General features: G+C 65.5%; 12 protein-coding genes and 1 pseudogene. 8 read left to right on the top strand and 5 right to left on the bottom strand.

Annotation, left to right across the window (positions count from 1 at the left end):
- Window positions 1-118: 118 nt before the first annotated feature.
- The 4 genes and pseudogenes from A39O_RS43295 to A39O_RS37225 form a co-directional block, all read left to right on the top strand.
- Window positions 119-313: pseudogene (locus A39O_RS43295) on the top strand (response regulator); the annotation flags it as partial.
- 81 nt (window positions 314-394) lie between these two features.
- Window positions 395-1,057: an HD-GYP domain-containing protein gene (locus tag A39O_RS35490; protein ID WP_281170110.1), complete on the top strand. Its 663-nt coding sequence runs from the start codon at window positions 395-397 to the stop codon at window positions 1,055-1,057.
- A gap of 33 nt (window positions 1,058-1,090) precedes the next feature.
- Entirely contained in the window at window positions 1,091-4,189 is a 3,099-nt protein-coding gene (locus tag A39O_RS37220) for a PAS domain S-box protein (RefSeq protein ID WP_083924929.1), read from the top strand.
- Window positions 4,170-8,540, top strand: a complete 4,371-nt coding sequence (locus A39O_RS37225; protein WP_157640464.1) for a CHASE domain-containing protein — start codon at window positions 4,170-4,172, stop codon at window positions 8,538-8,540. Before A39O_RS37220 ends, A39O_RS37225 begins: the two co-directional genes overlap by 20 nt.
- Window positions 8,541-8,608: 68 nt before the next feature.
- On the opposite strand, the gene A39O_RS37230 is transcribed toward A39O_RS37225, so the two are convergent.
- Window positions 8,609-10,117: an RsmB/NOP family class I SAM-dependent RNA methyltransferase gene (locus A39O_RS37230; RefSeq protein ID WP_020507909.1), complete on the bottom strand. Its 1,509-nt coding sequence runs from the start codon at window positions 10,115-10,117 to the stop codon at window positions 8,609-8,611.
- Window positions 10,118-10,306: 189 nt separating this feature from the next.
- On the opposite strand from A39O_RS37230, the gene A39O_RS0127680 reads away from it, so the two are divergent.
- Entirely contained in the window at window positions 10,307-11,107 is an 801-nt protein-coding gene (locus A39O_RS0127680; protein WP_157640466.1) for a helix-turn-helix transcriptional regulator, read from the top strand.
- A gap of 539 nt (window positions 11,108-11,646) precedes the next feature.
- On the opposite strand, the gene cmoB is transcribed toward A39O_RS0127680, so the two are convergent.
- Both cmoB and cmoA read right to left on the bottom strand, forming a co-directional pair.
- Entirely contained in the window at window positions 11,647-12,651 is a 1,005-nt protein-coding gene (gene cmoB / locus A39O_RS0127685) for a tRNA 5-methoxyuridine(34)/uridine 5-oxyacetic acid(34) synthase CmoB (RefSeq protein ID WP_020507911.1), read from the bottom strand.
- Complete coding sequence (gene cmoA, locus A39O_RS0127690; RefSeq protein WP_020507912.1) at window positions 12,642-13,403, bottom strand: carboxy-S-adenosyl-L-methionine synthase CmoA; 762 nt, start codon at window positions 13,401-13,403, stop codon at window positions 12,642-12,644. The genes cmoB and cmoA overlap by 10 nt, the downstream gene beginning before the upstream one ends.
- 115 nt (window positions 13,404-13,518) lie before the next feature.
- On the opposite strand from cmoA, the gene ppk1 reads away from it, so the two are divergent.
- Window positions 13,519-15,744: a polyphosphate kinase 1 gene (gene ppk1, locus A39O_RS0127695; protein WP_020507913.1), complete on the top strand. Its 2,226-nt coding sequence runs from the start codon at window positions 13,519-13,521 to the stop codon at window positions 15,742-15,744.
- 117 nt (window positions 15,745-15,861) lie between these two features.
- Here the strand turns inward: ppk1 and rnt are convergent, their stop codons facing one another.
- On the bottom strand, window positions 15,862-16,536 hold the full coding sequence (gene rnt, locus A39O_RS0127700; RefSeq protein ID WP_040528962.1) for a ribonuclease T: 675 nt from the start codon (window positions 16,534-16,536) through the stop codon (window positions 15,862-15,864).
- 135 nt (window positions 16,537-16,671) lie between these two features.
- Here rnt and A39O_RS0127705 point away from each other — a divergent pair, with 135 nt between their 5' ends.
- Window positions 16,672-17,571, top strand: a complete 900-nt coding sequence (locus A39O_RS0127705; RefSeq protein ID WP_020507915.1) for a TraB/GumN family protein — start codon at window positions 16,672-16,674, stop codon at window positions 17,569-17,571.
- Window positions 17,572-17,640: 69 nt separating this feature from the next.
- The gene (locus tag A39O_RS35515) at window positions 17,641-18,474 is read left to right on the top strand and encodes an MlaA family lipoprotein (RefSeq protein WP_051088898.1); all 834 of its coding nucleotides are present in this window, start codon (window positions 17,641-17,643) and stop codon (window positions 18,472-18,474) included.
- A 278-nt stretch (window positions 18,475-18,752) separates the two neighbouring features.
- On the opposite strand, the gene pyrC is transcribed toward A39O_RS35515, so the two are convergent.
- Window positions 18,753-19,865, bottom strand: a complete 1,113-nt coding sequence (gene pyrC, locus A39O_RS0127715; protein ID WP_020507917.1) for a dihydroorotase — start codon at window positions 19,863-19,865, stop codon at window positions 18,753-18,755.
- Between the last annotated feature and the right edge of the window lie 87 nt (window positions 19,866-19,952).

Below are 19,952 nucleotides of genomic sequence, written 5' to 3' on the forward strand. Positions count from 1 at the left end.
TGTACGTCTTGCGCTTCGCTTCGCCCATTATGATATGCCCCTTTTGGTTCGACGCGAGCTTAAATTACTGTCCGGTTTTCAGGGTCCACTATAGCTCGCAGCAGCGGAGCCGCAACCGGACCTGATCCTGTTGGACCTCATGATGCCCGGCATGGACGGCTATCAGGTGCTGGTCAGACTCCAGGAAAATGTACAAACGCGCGACATACCCGTCATCATCGTCACCGCAATGAATGAGGCGGAAGATGAGGAACGGGGCCTGGAACTGGGAGCGGCGGACTATATCACCAAGCCGCTGCGTCCTCGCATCGTGCTCGCGCGGGTTCACAAGCAGCTCGCACTCAAGTGGGCAGGCGGCCTGCTGCGCGACCGCAACGCCAGCCTGGAGGCACAGGTGGAGCAGCGTCTCGGCGAGAACCAACTCATCCAAGACGTTAGCATCCACGCCCTGGCCCGTCTGGCTGAGATTCGAGACAACGAGACCGGCAATCACCTGCGGCGCACTCAGGAATATGTGCGCACCTTGGCGACGCGGATCAAGGGGCAGTCGCGCTTCGCCGGACAGCTCACCACGCGCACCATCGACCTGCTCGCCAAGTCCGCACTGCTGCACGACATCGGCAAAGTGGGCATCCCCGACCAGATCCTGCGCAAGCCGGGGCCGCTCACCCCGGATGAATGGCAGGTCATGAAGACCCACGCCAAGCTCGGCAGCGACGCCATCGAACTGGCCGAGCGAGATGCCCAAAGGCCGGTTGCCTTCCTGACCCTGGCCAAGGATATCGCCCACTATCACCACGAGAAATGGGACGGCAGCGGTTACCCCGAGGGCCTGGCGGGCGAGGCCATCCCGCTGGCCGCTCGACTCATGGCGCTCGCGGATGTCTTCGACGCACTGACCAGCCGCCGGGTCTATAAGGAGCCTGTATCACTCGACGCCGCCACCGGGATCATCCGCGAAGGGAGCGGTCGGCACTTCGACCCGAACCTGGTCGATGCCTTCCTGGCCGGGCGCGATGAGATTGCGGAGATTGCCAACCATTACTGCGACGACTAGGCTCCGCGAACCCCCAACGACGAGTCCATCCCCATGCAGGGCACCCCGCCCGTAGACCCTTCGATCCGAGCGGAAACCGCAGCCGCCCCGTTGCTTGGCTGGCCTAACCGGCTCGCCTACGGCTTCGCCGTCTTGATCACCTTGGGCGTCCTGCTGGAGCACTGGTTGGTCGGAATCCCCTTCGGTGATCGCGCGTTCCCGCTCTTGCTGATGGTCTCCATCGTGCTGAGCGCCCTGATGGGTGGACTGGGCCCCGGTCTGGTCGCCACCCTGATCGCCGCCTTGGGGCTGGCCTATCACACCATTTCCCTGTCCGGCGAATGGTCTGCGGCGGCACCCGACACCCTTGTCCAATTGGCTATCCTGGCCGCCAACGGGGTCTTGATCAGCGCCATGAGCGAATCACTGCACCGCTCGCGCCGCCGTGCAAAGGCTAACCAAGACGCCTTGACCGACCAACCTGAGATGAAGCGCACCGAGCCGGCGCTGGATCAAGAGCGCCAACGCTTCAAGACGCCCATGCTCGACTCGGAAGGAGGGCTGAGCGGGGTACTGGACATCGGGCGCGACATCACCGCCGCGCGCGCTGCCGCCACGGCGCTGCGCGAAAGCGAGCGGCTCAAGCGTGCCGTGCTCGACTCGGTCTCCTCCCACATCGCCGTCCTCGACCAGACGGGTTCCATCGTGGCCGTGAACCGGCCCTGGGAGCGGTTCGCCCTCGACAACAGCCCGCAACCGGGGCGGCCGGTTCCGCGCACGGGTGTCGGCACGAACTATCTCGCCGTGCTGCGCCAGTGCCGGGGCGAGGCGTCGGAGGGTGCGCGGGAAGCGCACGACGGTATCCTGGCCGTCTTGGAGGGGCGGCGGCCGAGCTTCACGCTGGAGTCCCCCTGCCATGGGCCGGACTGCCAACGCTGGTTCATCATGCACGTCACTCCCTTGGATGCGACCGGGCAGGGCACCGAGCGAGGCGTGGTCATCGCCCACACCGACATTACCGGACGCCGACGTGCCGAGGACGAGCTACGCAAGCTCTCGCTCGCGGTGGAACAGAGCCCCAACAGTATCGTTATTACTGACCTCGAGGCCCGAATCGAATATGTCAACGATGCCTTCGTGCGCAGCAGCGGATACGAACGCACCGAGGTCTTGGGCCGGAATCCGCGTATCCTGCACTCGGGCAAGACGCCCCAAACCACCTACGAAGCGCTGTGGGGGGCACTGGTCACGGGTCAAGCCTGGCGAGGGGAGCTGATTAACCGCCGCAAGGACGGCAGCGAGTATGTGGAGTTCGTCCATATCACGCCCATCCGCCAACCGGACGGGCACATCACGCACTATCTGGCAATCAAGCAGGACATCACGGAGAAGCGGCGTCTGGCGGAGGAACTGGCGCGCCATCGCGAGCACTTGGAGGACTTGGTCGAGAGCCGTACGGCGGAGTTGGCCGCGGCCAAGCACCAGGCCGAGTCGGCCAACCGGGCCAAGAGCGCTTTCCTGGCGAATATGAGCCACGAGATTCGCACCCCCATGAATGCCATCCTCGGTCTTACCCAACTGGTCGCACGTGACGTCACCGACCCGGTACAGCAGGAGCGCCTGGTCAAGATCGGCTCGGCCGCCAATCACCTGCTCTCGGTCATCAACGATATCCTGGATCTCTCAAAGATCGAAGCGGGCAAGCTCAACCTGAAATTCGTGAGTTTCTCTCCGGCAGCCTTCCTCGATCAGGTTCGCGCACTCATCAATGATTCGCTGGTAGCCAAGGGGCTCGCCTATCGGTGCGAGGCCGACGTACTTCCATTGGTCGTGAGCGGGGACGCCACCCGGCTGCGTCAGGCCCTGCTGAACTATCTGACCAACGCCGTCAAGTTCACCGAGCGGGGAGAGATCGCCGTGAGGGTAACGGTCGTCGAGGAGACCGCGAACGACCTGCTTGCTCGCTTCGAGGTGTCCGACACGGGCACCGGCATTGCCCCGGATCAGTTGGGTAAGCTGTTCGCCGCCTTTGAGCAAGCCGACAGTTCGACCACGCGGCGTTACGGCGGCACCGGACTGGGACTTGCCATCACCCGTCGGCTGGTCGAACTCATGGGCGGCCAGGCCGGCGTGACCAGCACGCCCGGCGCGGGCAGTACCTTCTGGTTCACCGTACACCTGGGCAAAGGGCTCGCCGGCGCCACGCCGTCCGTCCCGACAGTCGATGACCCAGCCGTCGCCCGGACGTCCCTGGCCGGTCGTTGCCGGGGGAACCGCCTGCTGCTCGTGGAGGATAACCCGACCAACCAGGAGGTCGCCTGCGAGTCGCTGCGCGAACTCGGGTTCGTGGTGGATGTGGCGGGGGATGGGCGCCAGGCCGTCGAATGCGCGCGTAGCGTCCCTTATACCCTGATCTTCATGGATGTCCAGATGCCGGTCATGGACGGGCTGGATGCGACCCGGGCGATCCGCCGCCTGCCCGGATACGCGATGACGCCGATCCTGGCGATGACCGCCGGCGCATTCAGCGAGGACCGCAAGGCCTGCCTGGCAGCCGGCATGAACGACCATATCGCGAAGCCGGTGGACCTGGATGTCCTGTCCGGACTGCTGCTCAAGTGGCTGCCGCCCGGGTCCGATCAGGCTGACCCCGGGACCGGCGACGGGGCCATCGCACCCGCAGTGCCGGACGCGGCGGCACGGGGCTCGACCGGGCGCGAGGGATCGCGGTCCCCGGCAACGGCCCCAGTCCCGACCGACCGCGGCAAGGGGGATAACGAGCACCTGGTCGAGAGCAGCGGTCCCGGCGGCAGTCAGACCGACACAGTGGGGACGCCCGTCCGCCTGGACCCCAAGACCGCCGGCGCCCTGCTCGACCAGATCGAGGCCCTGCTGATCCACGGCGACGTCGCGGTGCGGGAGACACTCCGGCGAGACCGCATCACGGTCGAGGCGCTCCTGGGGGATTCCGTCCGGACCCTGGCGCGTCAGATCGCCGACTTCGAGTACGAGGCCGCGCTACTGACCCTAGGGGAGGCGCGCGCCCAACTCGGCGCCCCGTTCCAGGTCCAGTCAACAGGAGTCCCCTGCATGCCCGCGCTCGCCGACCTGACCCGTACCGACAGATTGAGTCATGCTTCCCCCTCCCGTTAAGCCCCGCCGATCCTGGCCGGTCTGGGTCACACTGGCAGTCGGCTTGGTGCTGACGGTCCTGATCACGCGCTATACCCAGGTGCAAATCCAGGCGCAGACCCGACGGGAACTCGCCCTGATCGGTGAAGAGATCGCGACCAAGATCCAGGTCAGACTGCATGCCCATGCCCAGCTCCTGCGTAGCGGTGCCGCCTTCATCGCGGGGTCGCAGGACGTCACCCGCAAGGAGTGGCAGGCTTTTGTCGATAATAGCAAGGTCAACCTCAACCTCCCCGGCATCCAGGGGCTCGGGTTTTCGGTGCTGATTCCGCGGGAGCGCCTGTCCCAACACGTCCAAGACGTCCGCGATCAGGGTTTCCCTGACTATCGGGTTTGGCCTGAGGGCGAGCGCCCGGTCTATACGTCCATCCTTTACCTTGAACCCTTTTCCGGGCGCAACCTGCGCGCCTTCGGCTACGACATGTTCTCCGAGCCGGTACGCCGCTCCGCCATGGAGCGGGCGCGCGATGCGGACGTGGCCGCGCTGTCGGGTAAGGTCCAGTTGGTGCAGGAGACGGATCAGGACATCCAGGCCGGTACACTCATGTATGTCCCGGTCTATCGCATTGGGGTGCCAACGGATAGCCTTGAGGCGCGCCGCTCCGCTCTGGTCGGCTGGGTCTATAGTCCCTACCGGATGAACGACCTCATGAACGGGATCCTGGGCGGCTGGGGCCGCAACGGCGGCAAAGGCATCCGACTTGCGGTCTACGACGGGCACCAGATCTCGCCCGCGGCCCTCCTCTACGACAGCCCACCCGTCGACCCGGCAGAAGCCGCCCCCGCGGCGCCCGAGGTGGTGCAAATCCCGATTGATTTCAGGGGTCACAACTGGACTCTGCGGTTCAGTGTTGCCCGCCCCAGTGCATTGGCGCCGTCATTGGATGACATGAGAGTCCGGCTGATCGCGGGCGGCGGGACCGTCATCAGTGGACTCTTAGCCGCCCTGGTGCTCGCACTCATCAGGGCGCGCTCGCACACCATCCGGTTGGCCGCGGAACTTGCGGCGCGGGAGCGCGCTGAGCAGGCCCTGCGCGAAGCAGAGCGCAAGTATCGGGAGATCTTCGAGACCTCCCCGGTGGGGATCTACCAAGCCACCCCACAGGGCCGTTATCTCGATGTCAACCCCGCCTTCGCGCGGATACTCGGGTACGCTGCCCCGGCTGAAATCGTCGATGGGATCGCCGACATCGGCGCCCAGATCTACACCGACCCCCGGGACCGGGAGTCCCTGGAGCGGATGCTCGCCGAGCGGGGCGAGGTCAGGGGCTTCGAAACCCAGGGATACCGACGGGACGGGCAGACCATCTGGGTCTCGATCAACGCCCTGGCGGTGCGCGATGCCGCGGGCGCCCTCTGCATGTACCAGGGGGCCATGCTCGACATCACCGAGCGCAAGCGCGCGGAGCAGACACGCGACGTTGCCTTGACCAAGTACAAGACCCTGTTCAACAACTTTCCCATGGCGATCACCGTTTCGGACGAGACAGGCAAGATCATCGAGGCGAACCCGACCGCCGAGACACTCCTTGGCGTCACCCAGTCGGAGCAGCGGCAGCGCGCGATCGACAGCCCCGCCTGGAGCATCTTCCGGCTCGACGGGACACCTATGCCGCCGGACGCGTTCCCCAGCGTCTTGGCCCTGAAGGGGCGGCCCGGCTTACACCGCGCCCCGATGGGCGTGGCCAAGCCTGACGGGGCCATCGCTTGGATCAGCGTGACGGCCACCCGGTTGCCGCTCCCGGGTTATGGTGTGGTCGTCACCTATGGCGACATCACCGACCAGGTGTACGATTCAATGGCCCGGGAGGCGGTCAGCGCCGTGGGCCGACTGGCGGTCTCGTCCGATTCCGCGCAGCGGTTCCGTGAGGCCCTGCCCGCGCTCTTGTCGACCCGTCTGCAGTTCCCCATCGCCGCCGTCGAGACCTATGACGCGACGCTTGGGGAAATGGTCTTGGCGGGCTCGGTGGGTATCCCCGTCGCCGCGGAGGGTCCACTGCGCGTCCCCGTCGGCCGGACCCTGTCCGGCCGGGTCGCCCAGAGTGGCGAGCCGCTGGTCGAGACCAATGTCGGCGCCCGGCCGGAGTATGCCTCCACCGCCTTGCGCAAACTGGGCGTCGTGGCCTTCCTGTGCGTACCACTGAAGCTCGGAACTCGGGTCCTGGGAACCCTGTCGCTCGCGGATACACGCCGACGCCCCGAGGTTGGGCGCCTGGTCGAGACGCTCCTGACCATCGCCGATACCGCCGCCGACGCCATCGAGCGCCTCGAGGTCCAGGCGGCACTGCGGGAGAGTGAGCGCCGCTATCGCGGCCTGGTCGATAACCTGTCCGCCGGAGTGGTGGTGCACGGGTCCGATACCGGCATCCTGTTCGCCAATGCCATGGCCCCGCACCTGCTGGGACTGACGGTAGACCAGATGCTGGGGGTTGCGGCCATCGATCCGGCCTGGCATTTCATCCGGGAGGACGGCTCGCGTATGCCGGTCGATGAGTTCCCGGTCAATTGTGTGTTGACCTCCGGGGTGGCGCTGCAAAATCTGAACCTTGGCATCATCAGACCCGACCGCGAAAGCCCGACCTGGGTCCAATGCGAGGCTCACCCAATCCGTGATGACCAAGGCCAGATCGAGCAAATCGTCGTGACCTTCTTCGATATCACGGAGCGCAAACGGGCGGAAGACGGCTTGCGCGAGAGCGAGGAGCGATTCCACCTGATGTTCGAGCGGCACGATTCCATCATGTTGCTGATCGTGCCGGAGACCGGCGCCATCCTCGACGCGAATCAGGCCGCTTGCGCCTTCTACGGCTATACCAAAGAGCACATCCGCACCCTGGCGATTCAGGACATCAACGCGCTCCCGCCGCATGAAGTGGCGGACGAACTCGGCCGGGCAGTGGCCGAAAGGCGCAACTATTTCATCTTTCCCCACCGCCTCGCCAATGGTCAGGAACGCACGGTGGAGGTCCATTCGTCCCCGGTGGTTATCCAACACCGGACGGTACTATTCTCCATCATTCATGACATCACCGAGCGCAAACTGGCCGAACTCGAGCTGGACCGCCATCGCCATCACCTGGAGGCCATGGTGCAGGCACGAACACTGGATCTCATCGAGGCACGCGACGCCGCCGAGTCGGCCAACCGGGCCAAGAGCGCCTTCCTGGCCAACATGAGCCACGAGATCCGCACGCCTATGAATGCCATCATCGGGCTGAACTACCTGCTCCAGCGTGACATCACCGACCCCAAGGCGCAGGGTCGGCTGTTCAAGGTCGGGGAGGCCGCGCGGCACCTGCTCGGTATCCTCAATGACGTTTTGGACCTGTCCAAGATCGAGGCCGACCGGGTGGTTCTCGATCAATCCGATGTCGTACTGACGGAGCTTTTCGATCACACCGCCGACCTGCTGCGCGAACGCGCGGCGGAGCAGGGCCTGACCTTGATTTGCGAGGTCGACCCCGACTGCCCAACGCACTTGCACGGCGACCCACTGCGCTTGAGTCAGATGGTGACCAACTATCTGTCCAATGCGCTCAAGTTCTCGCATGCCGGCGAGATCCGGATGAGCGCCCGGGTCGCGGAGGAGACCCCGCAGACGGTCCTGGTGCGGATCGAGGTTCAGGACCAGGGCATCGGCCTGACCCCGGAGCAGCAAGCTCGGCTGTTCCAGCCCTTCATGCAGGCCGACAACTCGACCACCCGCGAGTACGGGGGTACCGGCCTGGGGCTGGTCATCGTCGCGCGACTGGCCTCACTCATGGGCGGCGCGGTTGGCGTGGAAAGTACCGCGGGCCTGGGCAGCACCTTCTGGTTCACCGCCCGCCTGGGTCGGGTCACCGGCGCCGCGCGCACGGAGCGCCCACCGGACGGGACGGCGCACGAGACGGCGGAGCAGCGGCTCGCCCGCTGCCATGCAGGGGCACACCTGCTGCTGGCGGAGGACGAGCCGATGAATCAGCTCGTCACGCTGGAGTTGCTTTCCGGCCTGGGTCTGACGGTCGATGTGGTGGATAACGGTCAACTGGCCGTCGAGCGCGTCCGCGACGGCGACTATGCCCTGGTCCTGATGGACGTGCAGATGCCGGTCATGGATGGGTTGGAGGCCACCCGGGCCATCCGTCGGCTGCCCGACAAGGAGTCGCTGCCCATCCTGGCCATGACCTCCAGCGCCTTTTCGGCCGACCGCCGGCAGTGTCTGGAGGCAGGTATGAACGACCACATCGCCAAACCGGTGGAACCGGACACACTCTTCACCAAGTTGCTGCGCTGGCTGCCGCCGACGCCACCACAACACCTTGGTGGGCGCTGAAGAATGATTCCCCAGGCGGCGTGTCGATATTCAGCCACCGCACCGCGTACCGGTTCCCCACCCCGGTCTCACAGCGCAGGTGCGAAGTCATCGTCCGTTTCCAGTCCTTGCACGACGCCCCCACCCGTGCACCCACTCCAGCGGCTCGGGAACAGGCTTTCGATGACGCCGGAGCGGTGCAGCACCGCTACTCCCAGCACCTGGCCGCGGTACGTAACCAACACCTGGCCTGGCGGATTGGCGCTGAGCTGGTCGTGGGTCGGGTCGAACTGCTCCCGACGCAGGTAGTGGTCCCGCTGCCCCAGGGTCAGCGCGATCCGGCAGCGGGTGGCCAGCGGACCGAACACCATCGCCGCACCGGTGGTCGGCTTGGGCGGCCGGCAGTTGGTACGGTGAAAGAAGAGTCCGCTCCCCTCCGCCTTGGGCCAGGCCGGCGGATGGTGGTCCGCGGCCATCAGATGCAGCCCGCGGCGGGTTTGGCGATGGGCACGGAAGCCCGCCCAGTAGTCGTGCGGCAATCCGTAGTGCGCGGCCAACTCGGGCAGCCAGGCGTCACCGTCCGCCGGATCGAGCCCGGCCGGCTCGGGTTCCGGCCCGGCGGCAGTCCCCGCGTCCTTCTCCAGCACGGCGATGAAGAAACCGCCGCTGTCGTTGTGGTGTGGCCAGATGCGCAGGCAATGGGTCAAGTCGGCGGGCAGGTCGCGCCCGGCCCAATGGGTCAGTCCGGGGGCGGTGATGACCCCCGGGAGCGTCGCCGGCACCACCCGGACCGCTGCGGGGTACTCGGCCAGGATGTCCGCCACCGTGAGTTCGTTTTCCTCCGGGGCGAAGGTGCAGGTGGAGTACACCAGGCGCCCGCCGGGCTTGAGCCGCTGCACCGCCTTGCGCAACAGGGCACGCTGACGCGGCGCGAGTCGCGCCGGCGCGCCGGGATCGAACCGGCCGATCAGTGACGGGTTGCGACGCAGGGTGCCCTCGCTCGAGCAGGGCGCATCCACCAGGATGCGATCGAACTGACCCCCGGCCGCGGGCCAGTTGGCTCCGTCGGTACAGGTCGTGGTGCAGTTGACGATGCCGAGCCGGTCCAGATTCCCCTGGAGCGCCTTGATCCGGGCCGTGGAGATATCGTTGGCGATCAGGGTCCCGCGATTGTCCAGCGCCAGGGCGATCTGCGCCGTCTTGCCGCCGGGCGCGGCGCACAGGTCCAGCACCCGTTGGCCGGGAACCAGATCCAAGAGCAGGGCCGGGAGTTGTGAGACCGTCTCCTGGGCATGGGCGAGCCCGGCGCAATACCACCAGTGTTGGCCGGCACGGGTCTCCTCCGGCAACCGCAAGGCACCCGGCAGCCAGGGCACGGAATAGGCCGCAATGCCTTCCTCGGCCAGGAGGTTGGCGAGGTCTCCGACGCTGATGCGCGCCGGCTGCGCCCAGACACAGGTCGGCAGCGGTCGGCACAGTGCGGCCGCAAAGGCATCCCAATCGTCCAGCAGCGGCCGGTAGCGGGCCAGCGGCGAGGCCGCGACCTGGGCCGGCGTCGGCAGTGCGGCGGCACTGCCGCGGGGGGCACGTGGGTTCATAGATTTCAGGGAACGTAGCGCTGAGGCGTAGCGAATGGCGGATGAGTGGCGGCCCCGGCCCCAGGCCGAGCCGGTCGACCCTTGAGTGGGGAGACGCAACGGTATCCTGGATTCTAACTTGAACCGACGTCACTCTTAGGGCTAACTAGCGGCGGTGCCGACGCGTCGAACTGGTCGATCCCTTCATCTATGACTGCATCAGAACCCGTGTTGGTTGATCTGGACCTGCTGGAGCAGATCCATGACGTTGCCTTGGGCCGCGCGTCCTGGAAGGACATCCTCACCTGTCTGAAGTCCGAGTTCTCGGCCGAGGTTGGCCTGCTCGCGGTGTATGAAGTCTCGCCCGATCAGGCGCGCGGCTTCGCGACGACTGACCCGGACGGGAGCCGGTGGCAACAGTACGCGGAGCATTTCGCCGCGATCGACCCCTTCGCGGCACGCATCCGGTCGGGTCAGGCCCCCCCGGGCCTCATCTTGACGGGAGAAGACCTGGTACCGGCGCGGGTCTTCTGCGCCTCCGAGTACTTCAACGACTGGTTCAGACCGAACGGCCTGCGTTATACGGCCCGCGCTTATATCCGCATCCGCGACCAACTCAACCTGCAACTCGGGATGCCGCGGGCAGCGGCGGCCGGCCCCTACACCGCCGCTGAGGTCGCCCGATTGCAGCGCTATTTCAACCACATCAGCCGTGCCCTGCGGATCGCGGATGCGCTGGCAACCCGGACCCTGCAACCGGATTTCGACCGGGTCGCACGCACCTACGGCCTGACACCCGCCGAGACCAGACTAATCGAAACGTTGACGGAATGCGGTTCGCTGCGACGTTCAGCGGAACGCACCCATCGATCCTACTACACCCTGCGGGCACAATTGCGCGCGGTCTTCCTCAAGATGGGGACGCGCAGTCAGACTGAACTCATGCGCATGATTCATAAAGTAACGAGTGATTCTCCAGAGGCTGAAGGGCGCCATTCAAACGATGCATGAGCAGGTGACTGTCGACCCGGAACACACTGATTTAGTCCATTTGGACGATAGGCGAACGCGCGCCCAAGGAAGACACTACGTCCACTTGCACGGAAGCATCAGGCTGACAACACACCTCTGACATGGAGCCCCTGAGGGACCTTGGGGCAGGGAGTCGCGCGCATCCGACGCCGAACTCACCCAGACTTCGGACTGGACCAGGGACCGGAAACGCCCTGCTCCCCTGTACCGGACGGGATTCTGCCCGTCCGGTGTCTTTTCGGCCATTCCCCCCAAGAAAATAACGTCCGGCAATCGCCTTAGCAACAAGCCAGGAATCGGTCCAACAGCGCGTGCAATCGTTGTCGCTGTCGTAATCGAGCGCATCGCACGTAAGGTGATTTGCGCGAAAAATCCAACCCGTAGGAGCCCGCTTGCGGGCGACGGGTGGGGGTACAATGACGCGATTCCGGCAGGTCACGTCGCCCGCAAGCGGGCTCCTACGGAGCTTGATTCTTGATAGCGTCTTATTCGGAAATCGCCTAAAGTCCGGCAGGCTGCTATGCACCCGCCGCCCCGCCGCTGTTCCGGGCAATCAGAATGGCACGGACCGGTGCCGGCAACCCCTCGCGAGTGCGGTTGGGATCGTCCGGGTCGAGATGATCCGGCAGGGACTGAAAGCGCATCCAGGCCGTGCCGTGCTGCTCTTCGATCCGGGTGCGGCTGCAATCCACCAACCGGACGTCCGCGAACCCACAGCGCTGGAGCCAGACGGTCAGTGACTCCACCGTCGGGATGAACCACACATTGCGCATGGCGGCGTAGCGCTCCGGCGGCACCAGCACCCGCTGACCCTCACCCTCCAGCACCAAAGTCTCCAACACCAGTTCTCCGCCGGAGCGCAGGAGCCGACGCAGATCGAGCAGATGATCGATCGGCGCGCGGCGGTGGTAGAGCACCCCCATCGAGAAGACGGTATCGAACCCGTCCGGCGCGCGCCCGGCGGGCAAATCCTCGATCCCGAGCGGCAGGACGCACAGGTCATCCCGGCCGAGATAGCGGTTGACAGCCTGAAACTGGGTCACGAACACCCAGGTCGGGTCGATCCCGACCACCAGCCGGGCTCCATCCCCGATCATGCGCCAGGCGTGATACCCATTGCCGCAGCCCACGTCCAGCACCAGTCGGCCGGCGAGCGGGGTCAAGGCCCCGGCCAGCCGATCCCATTTCCAGTCGGAGCGCCACTCGGTGTCGATGCGCACACCATGGATGCAGAACGGACCCTTGCGCCACGGATGCAGGGCCAGGAGCGCGGCGCGCAGGCCGTTGATCTCCGCGGCCGTCGGCAGCCGGGCCGCGGTACAGCCGACACAGGCCGCCGTCAGTGTGACCGCCCCGACCGGCAGGGCCGGCAAGTCCGCGAGGGCCGCCTCCCAGCGCGCCAGATCGCCATGGGCACCGGCCGCGAGTCGCTTGCCGACCGCCGCCTCCAACCCCGCCGCCCAGGGTCCGAGTCGGGTCGCCGCCAGCCGGTCGAAAAAGGGCCGAAAGGGCGTTAAGTCCATGCGACCCATGCAACGAAGTTGAGTGACTGATACCAGCGGGTATGGCCCGCAAAGCCGGCCGCCAGCAGTCGCTGCTCGTGTGTCTCGATGGTATCGGGCACCAACACCTGCTCCAGGGCGGCCCGTTTACGGCTGATGGCCAGTTCGCTGTAGCCTTGAGCCCGCTTGAAATCCTCGTGCAGAGCGGTCAGCAGATGACCTCCAGCCCCAGGCGCGACCCGGACCTTCTCGGCCAGAATCAGCACCCCGCCCGGCACCAATCCGGCCCGCAACCGGCGCAGGAGTTCAAGGCGCAACTCCGGTGCGATGAACTGCAACGTCAGATTGAGCACCAGCACGGACGCCTCAGCGACGGGCAGGTCGCAAAGATCGGCACACCGGGTCTCGACCCGCTCCGCCCCAGGAACGTCGGCCAACCGGGCCTGCAGGCCGGCGATCATGGCCGGCGCGTTGTCCACCGCGATGATGCGCACCCGCGGGTCCACCTGGCGCAGGATGGAGCGGGTAACCGCTCCCAGCGAACAACCCAGGTCATAGCAGCAGGTTCCGGGCTGCGCCAGACGCCGGGCGAGCAGCCCGATCAGCTCCACCAATTCGCGGTAGCCGGGCACCGAGCGCCGCACCATGTCGGGAAAGACCTGAGCCACGGCGGCATCGAACTCGAAGGGTCGAACCGGGGCCCGCGGCTGGTCGAATAGCGTATCGGGAGCGCTGCCGGACTCGTTCAGGAACTCGGTCAGGAACTCGCTCATCGGGGCGCCGTACTCATCATCGCTCGCGTCACAAATACACCATCCTTTCCGGCCGTGTCGTTGTTAGAATCAGAGGCTGATCCGCCCCCTTGTCAGTCGCCACCGGGAAACCACCATGAACGACAGCCTGGCTCAGTCAATCCTCGACGACGATGATGATACAGACCTCGCCGACCATCCGACGTCGATGCCGGTCGCGGATGATTTCAAGCCGGACGACCCGACACTCTACCTCAACCGGGAACTGACCTGGCTCGCCTTCAACCAGCGTGTCCTGCACGAGGCGGATGATCCGCGCACCCCGTTACTGGAACGGGTGAAGTTCCTGGCGATCGTCAGTAACAATCTCGACGAATTCTTCATGAAACGCATCGGCGGGCTCAAGCAGCAGATCGCCGTCGGCGTACACAAACCCAGCATCGACGGCCGCACTCCCACCGAACAGCTCAAGACCTGCCAGGCCCAGGTCCGCGAGATGCACGCCGAGCAGAACCGCATCTTCGACGAGTTGATGGTACTGGTGGCCGAGCATGGCATCCGCATCCTACAGATCAAAGATCTGGCGCTGGATGCCCGCGAGCGCCTGCGCGACCACTTCCGCGCCAACATCTTCCCCATGCTGACGCCGCTCGCCATGGACCCGGCCCACCCCTTCCCGTTCATCTCCAACCTGGCCCTGAATCTGCTGGTGACCCTGCGTTATCCGGCCGGCAGTGAGAGCTACATGGCCCGAGTCAAGGTCCCGGTGCACCGTGATGTGTCCAAACGTCTGATCCCGCTCGACGGCGGCACCACCTTCGTCACCCTGGAAGACCTGATCGTCGCCAATCTGGACATGCTCTTTCCCGGCATGGTGATCGACTCGGCCGAGCTGTTCAGGGTCACCCGCAACGCCATCGTCGAGCCCGACATGGAAGCCGCCACTGACCTGCTGGAGTTGATCGAGACCGAACTGCGGGAGCGCCATTTCGCCCCGATCGTGCGCCTGGAGGTGCAGGAAGGCTTCGACCCGGTCCACCGCGGCATGCTGGCGGCGGAACTCGGACTCAACGAGGAGCAGGACGTCGTCACGGTCGTCGGCATGATGCAGTTGCGCGACCTCTTCGAGATCGCCGGACTGGATTTCCCCGACCTCAAGGACGCGCCGCACCGCCCGGTCGACCACCCGCTGCTCGCCAATGATCGGCGCAACATCTTTCATATCATCCGCGAGAACGGCCCCATCCTGCTCCAGCACCCCTATCAGCCTTTCAGCACCTCGGTCGAGCGCTTCCTGCGCACCGCCGCCGACGACCCCAAGGTGCTGGCCATCAAGATGACACTGTACCGGACCTCCGCCGGGGCCATCCTCGACTCGCTGATCGAAGCCGCCCGCAACGGCAAGCAGGTGGCCGTGCTGGTCGAACTCCAGGCGCGCTTCGACGAGGCCGCCAACATCGGCTGGGCGCGCCGGCTGGAAGCCGAGGGCATCCATGTCAATTACGGCGTGCTGGGACTCAAGACCCACAGCAAGCTTATCTTCATCGTGCGCCGCGACTACGCGCAACTGCGCCGCTACTATCATATCGGCACCGGCAACTATCATCCGGGCACCGCCAAGCTCTACACCGACCTGGGCATGCTCGGCTGCGACGAGGAGATCGGCCAGGATCTCACCGAACTCTTCAACTACCTCACCGGCTATTCCCCGCCGCCGAGCTACCGCAAGATCCTGGCCGCGCCCTACAACCTCAAGCGCTGCATCATCGACAAGATCAACCGCGAGATCGAGCATCAGCGCCGTGACGGCTCCGGCCTGATCCAGATGAAGATGAACGCACTGGAGGACGTGGAGATCACCCGCGCACTCTACCGGGCGACCCGCGCCGGGGTGCGGGTGGACCTGATCATCCGCGACACCTGCCGTTTCCGCCCCGGGCTGCCCGGTATCAGCGACAAGGCGCGGGTCATCAGTATCGTCGGGCGCTTCCTGGAGCACGGGCGCATCATGTATTTCCGCAACGGGGGCGATGAGGAATACTACATCGGCTCCGCCGACATGATGGGTCGTAACCTGGACAGCCGCGTGGAGGTCCATGCCCCGGTCGAGAACCCCGAACTGCGTCAGGAACTGCGCCTGATCCTCGACGTGCAGTTCGCCGACAAGCGTTCGGCCTGGGACATGGATAGCGACGGCCATTACACCCAGCGCACCCCCACCGAGGAGAACGCCAAGGGCGCCCAGGAGACCCTGATGGCCGTGGCCGAGAAGCGCCTGGCCGCCGCCGGCAAGCACAAGGAAAAGAAGATCCGCTCGCGGCTCTTGAGCCACTTCCAGTGGCGGCTGCGGGGTAACGATTAGGCGATTGCCGGAAATCGCCTTAGCCGGGTGGCTGCCGATGTGCTAGCCATCGGACGTGATAACCGGACGTAGGGGCGGGTTTCAAACCCGCCCCTACACCAAGGGTCTGTCCGAATATCAGATCGGAAGGCTATCACTCCCAGGCTCAGCCGACGTTTCCCAGAAGCGCACCGGATCGAGTTCCTGCCAACGGTTGACGATGGCGCAAAACAGCCGGGCCGTCTGCTCGGCGTCATACAGCGCCGCATGGGCCTCGCTGTTTTGCCAGCCGAGACCGGCCGCCCGCGCGGCCTTGGCCAGGACGGTCTGGCCGAACATCAGCCCGGCCAGACTCACGGTGTCGAAGACACTAAAGGCGTGGAACGGATTGCGCTTGAAGCCGGTGCGCTCAACCGCCGCGGCCAGAAAATTGAGGTCGAAATGGGCGTTGTGACCGACCAGAATGGCCCGGTTGCAGCCGGCGGCGGCGACTGCCTTGCGGATGGGGACGAGGATCCGCGCCAGGGCTTCATGCTCCGGCACCGCGTCACGGAAGGGGTGATCCGGGTCGATGCCGTTGAAGGCCAGCGCGCGGGGGTCGATCTCGGAGCCCACGAAGGGCAGGACGTGGCAGGCCAGCGGTGCTGCCGGTTCCAGGAGGCCGTCCGGGCGCATGCGGATGATGACCGCGGCGATCTCCAGCAGGGCGTGGCGCCGAGCATCGAAGCCGGCGGTCTCCACGTCCACTACAACGGGGAGGAATCCGCGAAAGCGCCGGGCAATCCCCGAGACGGTCGATTGGTCTTCTTTCATCGCGACAGCATACGGGTGTGACGCGCACTTGCCAAACCGGCGCTGCCCTTCGCGCTCAGGCATTGATATAGTCGCGAGTATAGTCGCGAGTATCGTCGCGAGCTGGTTGGTTCGCAGTGGAGATCAGGGGTGGTCATGGGTCGGTTCATCGCTTGGCGTCTACTCCGCGTCGGCCGCACGCGTCTGATCGCGTTATTGTGGCTGCTGTCGGCAGCGGCCGCGGCGGCGCCCCAACCGACCGTCGGCGTCCTCTATGAGGTGCGCTCGGTCACGACTGGTGCCGTGAGTTTCCTGTTGGGAACCATCCACAGCGAGGACCCGCGCGTGACCGCCCTGTCCGCCCCGGTGCAGGCCGCCTTCGCGGCCAGCCCGCGCTTTGCCATGGAGGTGCTCCCGGATACCCAGGCCATCATCAAGTCCATGGTCACCATGACCTACACGGATGGCCGTACCCTGCGCGACGTATTGCCGGAGGACCTCTACCGGCAGGTCAGCGCGGTGCTGGAGGGACGCGGGATGTCCGAGGCGGCTTACCGGGACTTCAAGCCCTGGGCGGTGGTGACCATGCTCAGCGTGCCGCCCACCAAGACCGGCGAGTTCCTCGACATGCAGTTCTATCGCACGGCTGTCACGTCACAAAAGCAGGTCAAGGGGTTGGAGACCATGGAAGAACAACTGGCACTCTTCGACCAGTTGGGAGTTTGCGATCAAGTCGACTTGTTGGCGGAGACGCTCGACTCACTGGAACAGATGCCGGCGATGTTCGAATCCCTGACCCTCGCCTACCTGGCACGCGACCTGGACGCGCTGATGCTGATCAGCCGCACCTATCTGGGGGGCCTGAACGCGCGTTTGGCCGCACACTTTTGGGAGTCGGTCGTGGACGCGCGCAATCGGCGGATGGCGGAACGCATGGTGCCCCTGTTGGACCAGGGCGGCTGGTTCATTGCCGTCGGCGCCTTGCACCTGCCGTCCCCAAACGGCATCCTGCAACTCTTGAGACAGCGCGGCTTTGAAGTGAGGGCAGTCGATTGACCCGACCGAACGCTGCTGTTTACTTTCAACGATCCATGCCCTGTCGGGCATCTGGGGGGATGTAAGGAAATGTACTCGTGGAAGAGCACACCGCGGACCCGCCGATTGGTCGGCCTGGTGCTGCCGGCGCTGCTGGTCGCCGCCTGCGCCTCCAACCCCGACCGGGTGACGGACCCGCGCGACCCACTCGAACCCTTCAACCGCGCCGTGTTCCGCTTCAACACCGACTTCGACAACGCCTTCATGCGCCCGCTCGCCAAGGGCTACAAGGCCGTCACGCCCGAGCCGGTAGACCGCGGCATCACCAACTTCTTCAGCAATATCGATGACTTCACGTCGTTCGTAAACAACATTCTCCAGTTCAAGATGTCGCGCGCCGGCAGCGACCTGGGGCGCATTTTCATGAACTCGACGGTCGGTATCCTGGGCTTCTTCGATGTCGCCACCAACGCCGGATTGCCGAGTTACAAGGAGGACTTCGGTCAGACCCTGGGTTACTGGGGCATCCCGCCCGGCGCCTATTTCATGCTGCCGATCTTCGGACCCAGCAACCTGCGCGACAATATCGGGTTCGCCGGAGATATCGTCACGGATCCCTTCTTCAGCATCGAAACCGGCAAGATCTATTGGGGATTCGCCACCCTGAGGATCGTCGACTTCCGCGCCGATCGGCTGGCCGCGGGCGAGATCCTGACGGATGCGGCACTGGACCCCTACGTTTTCCTGCGCGACGCCTATCTGCAGCGGCGCCGGAATCTGGTCTACGACGGCAATCCGCCGGAGTCCGAGGACCAGGCTGATATCTGGGCCGATGTCGACTTCAAGGACAGTGACGGATCGGCACCCGTCGTGAAACCGGCGCCGCCGCCGACGCGCACACGCACCGAAACCTTTGGGCAGTAAGAGATCGACCGCCAGGCAGGGGCGACATGTCGGGGCGACTTCAGTCGTCCCGACAGCCCCTAAAAATCTTGCAGGCATAAGCAGTTGAGACCTTTACCGTGAAAGTCGCGCAACGACCCTGTGGGAGCGGCGTCCCGCCGCGACGGGCCGGGCGCGCAGCCGCAGCGTTCGCGGTCACCACGGGACCGCATCGCGGCGGGACGCCGCTCCCACGGGGGACTTTCATTTTCCGGGGCGGCTTGATGTTCCTTCCATGGCCGTTAGTCACGGGAATCGCCTCAATGGTCTCCACCCGACGCGGGTGGCGACGCGCGACGCGGCGCAACACCCGCCGGACCATCGCCGCCCTGATCCGACAGCCGCCAGTTGAGAACCTCCCCGGCGGCCAGCGGAATCACGCGAGTCGGTCCGAAGGCATAGCTGTGCGGCACCGTCCAGGGCTCCCGACGCAGCGTCACCCGCGCGGTATTGCGCGGCAACCCGTAAAAGTCGGGTCCAAAATGACTCGCGAACCCCTCCAATCGACTCAGGGCACCGGCCTGCTCGAAGACCTGGGCATAAAGCTCCAGTGCGGCATGGGCACTGTAGGCTCCGGCACAGCCGCAAGCGCTCTCTTTGTCGTCGACCGGGTGCGGCGCACTGTCGGTGCCCAGGAAGAAGCGCGGATTCCCGCTGACCGCGGCCGCCACCAGGGCCAGGCGGTGGCGCTCGCGCTTGAGGATCGGCAAACAGTAAAAGTGCGGACGGATACCGCCGACCAGCATGGCGTTGCGGTTGTACAGCAGATGGTGAGGCGTCAGGGTGGCGGCCAGGGTGTCCGGCCCCGCCTGCACGAAGGCCACGGCATCCGCTGTCGTGATGTGCTCGAACACGACCTTGAGACCCGGGAAACCGGCCACGATGGGCGCCAGGCGCTCGTCCATGAAGCGACGCTCGCGGTCGAAGATATCCACATCCGGGTCCGTCACCTCGCCATGGACCAGGAGCGGCAGACCCGCCTCACGCATGGCCGCGAACACTGGATCGAGCCGCCGCAGGTCGGTCACCCCGTCCTGGGAGTTGGTGGTGGCACCCGCCGGATAGAGTTTGCAGGCATGCACGGCGCCGCTCGCCTTGGCCGCGGCGATCTCTTCCGAACGCGTATGATCCGTGAGATACAGGGTCATCAACGGACTGAAGTCACTGCCCGCGGGCAGTGCCGCGCGCAGCCGTTCGCGGTAAGCCAGCGCCTGCGCGGTGGTGGTGACCGGCGGTTTGAGGTTCGGCATGACAATGGCCCGGGCAAATTGGCGGGCCGTATGTCCGATCACGCTGGCCATGGCCGGCCCGTCGCGCAGGTGCAGGTGCCAGTCATCGGGTTGCGTGATGGTCAGTTCGTCTTGGGCGGACACGTGAACACTCCACGAAAAGTTGGCTTCGCGGCGGCGTCCTCGCCGCAGCCGTCGGGCGTTGGCGCGCGACCGCGCAAGAGCCTGTCA

Origin of the sequence: Lamprocystis purpurea DSM 4197 (genome assembly GCF_000379525.1) — a bacterium.
Lineage (GTDB): Bacteria > Pseudomonadota > Gammaproteobacteria > Chromatiales > Chromatiaceae > Thiodictyon > Thiodictyon purpureum.

Excerpts from the sequence above, each read along its gene's own strand:
- A39O_RS37220 (WP_083924929.1), top strand. The coding sequence starts at position 1,091 with ATGCAGGGCACCCCGCCCGTAGACCCTTCGATCCGAGCGGAAACCGCA.
- A39O_RS37225 (WP_157640464.1), top strand. The coding sequence starts at position 4,170 with ATGCTTCCCCCTCCCGTTAAGCCCCGCCGATCCTGGCCGGTCTGGGTC.
- A39O_RS37230 (WP_020507909.1), bottom strand. The coding sequence starts at position 10,117 with ATGAACCCACGTGCCCCCCGCGGCAGTGCCGCCGCACTGCCGACGCCG.
- A39O_RS0127680 (WP_157640466.1), top strand. The coding sequence starts at position 10,307 with ATGACTGCATCAGAACCCGTGTTGGTTGATCTGGACCTGCTGGAGCAG.
- cmoB (WP_020507911.1), bottom strand. The coding sequence starts at position 12,651 with ATGGACTTAACGCCCTTTCGGCCCTTTTTCGACCGGCTGGCGGCGACC.
- cmoA (WP_020507912.1), bottom strand. The coding sequence starts at position 13,403 with ATGAGCGAGTTCCTGACCGAGTTCCTGAACGAGTCCGGCAGCGCTCCC.
- ppk1 (WP_020507913.1), top strand. The coding sequence starts at position 13,519 with ATGAACGACAGCCTGGCTCAGTCAATCCTCGACGACGATGATGATACA.
- rnt (WP_040528962.1), bottom strand. The coding sequence starts at position 16,536 with ATGAAAGAAGACCAATCGACCGTCTCGGGGATTGCCCGGCGCTTTCGC.
- A39O_RS0127705 (WP_020507915.1), top strand. The coding sequence starts at position 16,672 with ATGGGTCGGTTCATCGCTTGGCGTCTACTCCGCGTCGGCCGCACGCGT.
- A39O_RS35515 (WP_051088898.1), top strand. The coding sequence starts at position 17,641 with ATGTACTCGTGGAAGAGCACACCGCGGACCCGCCGATTGGTCGGCCTG.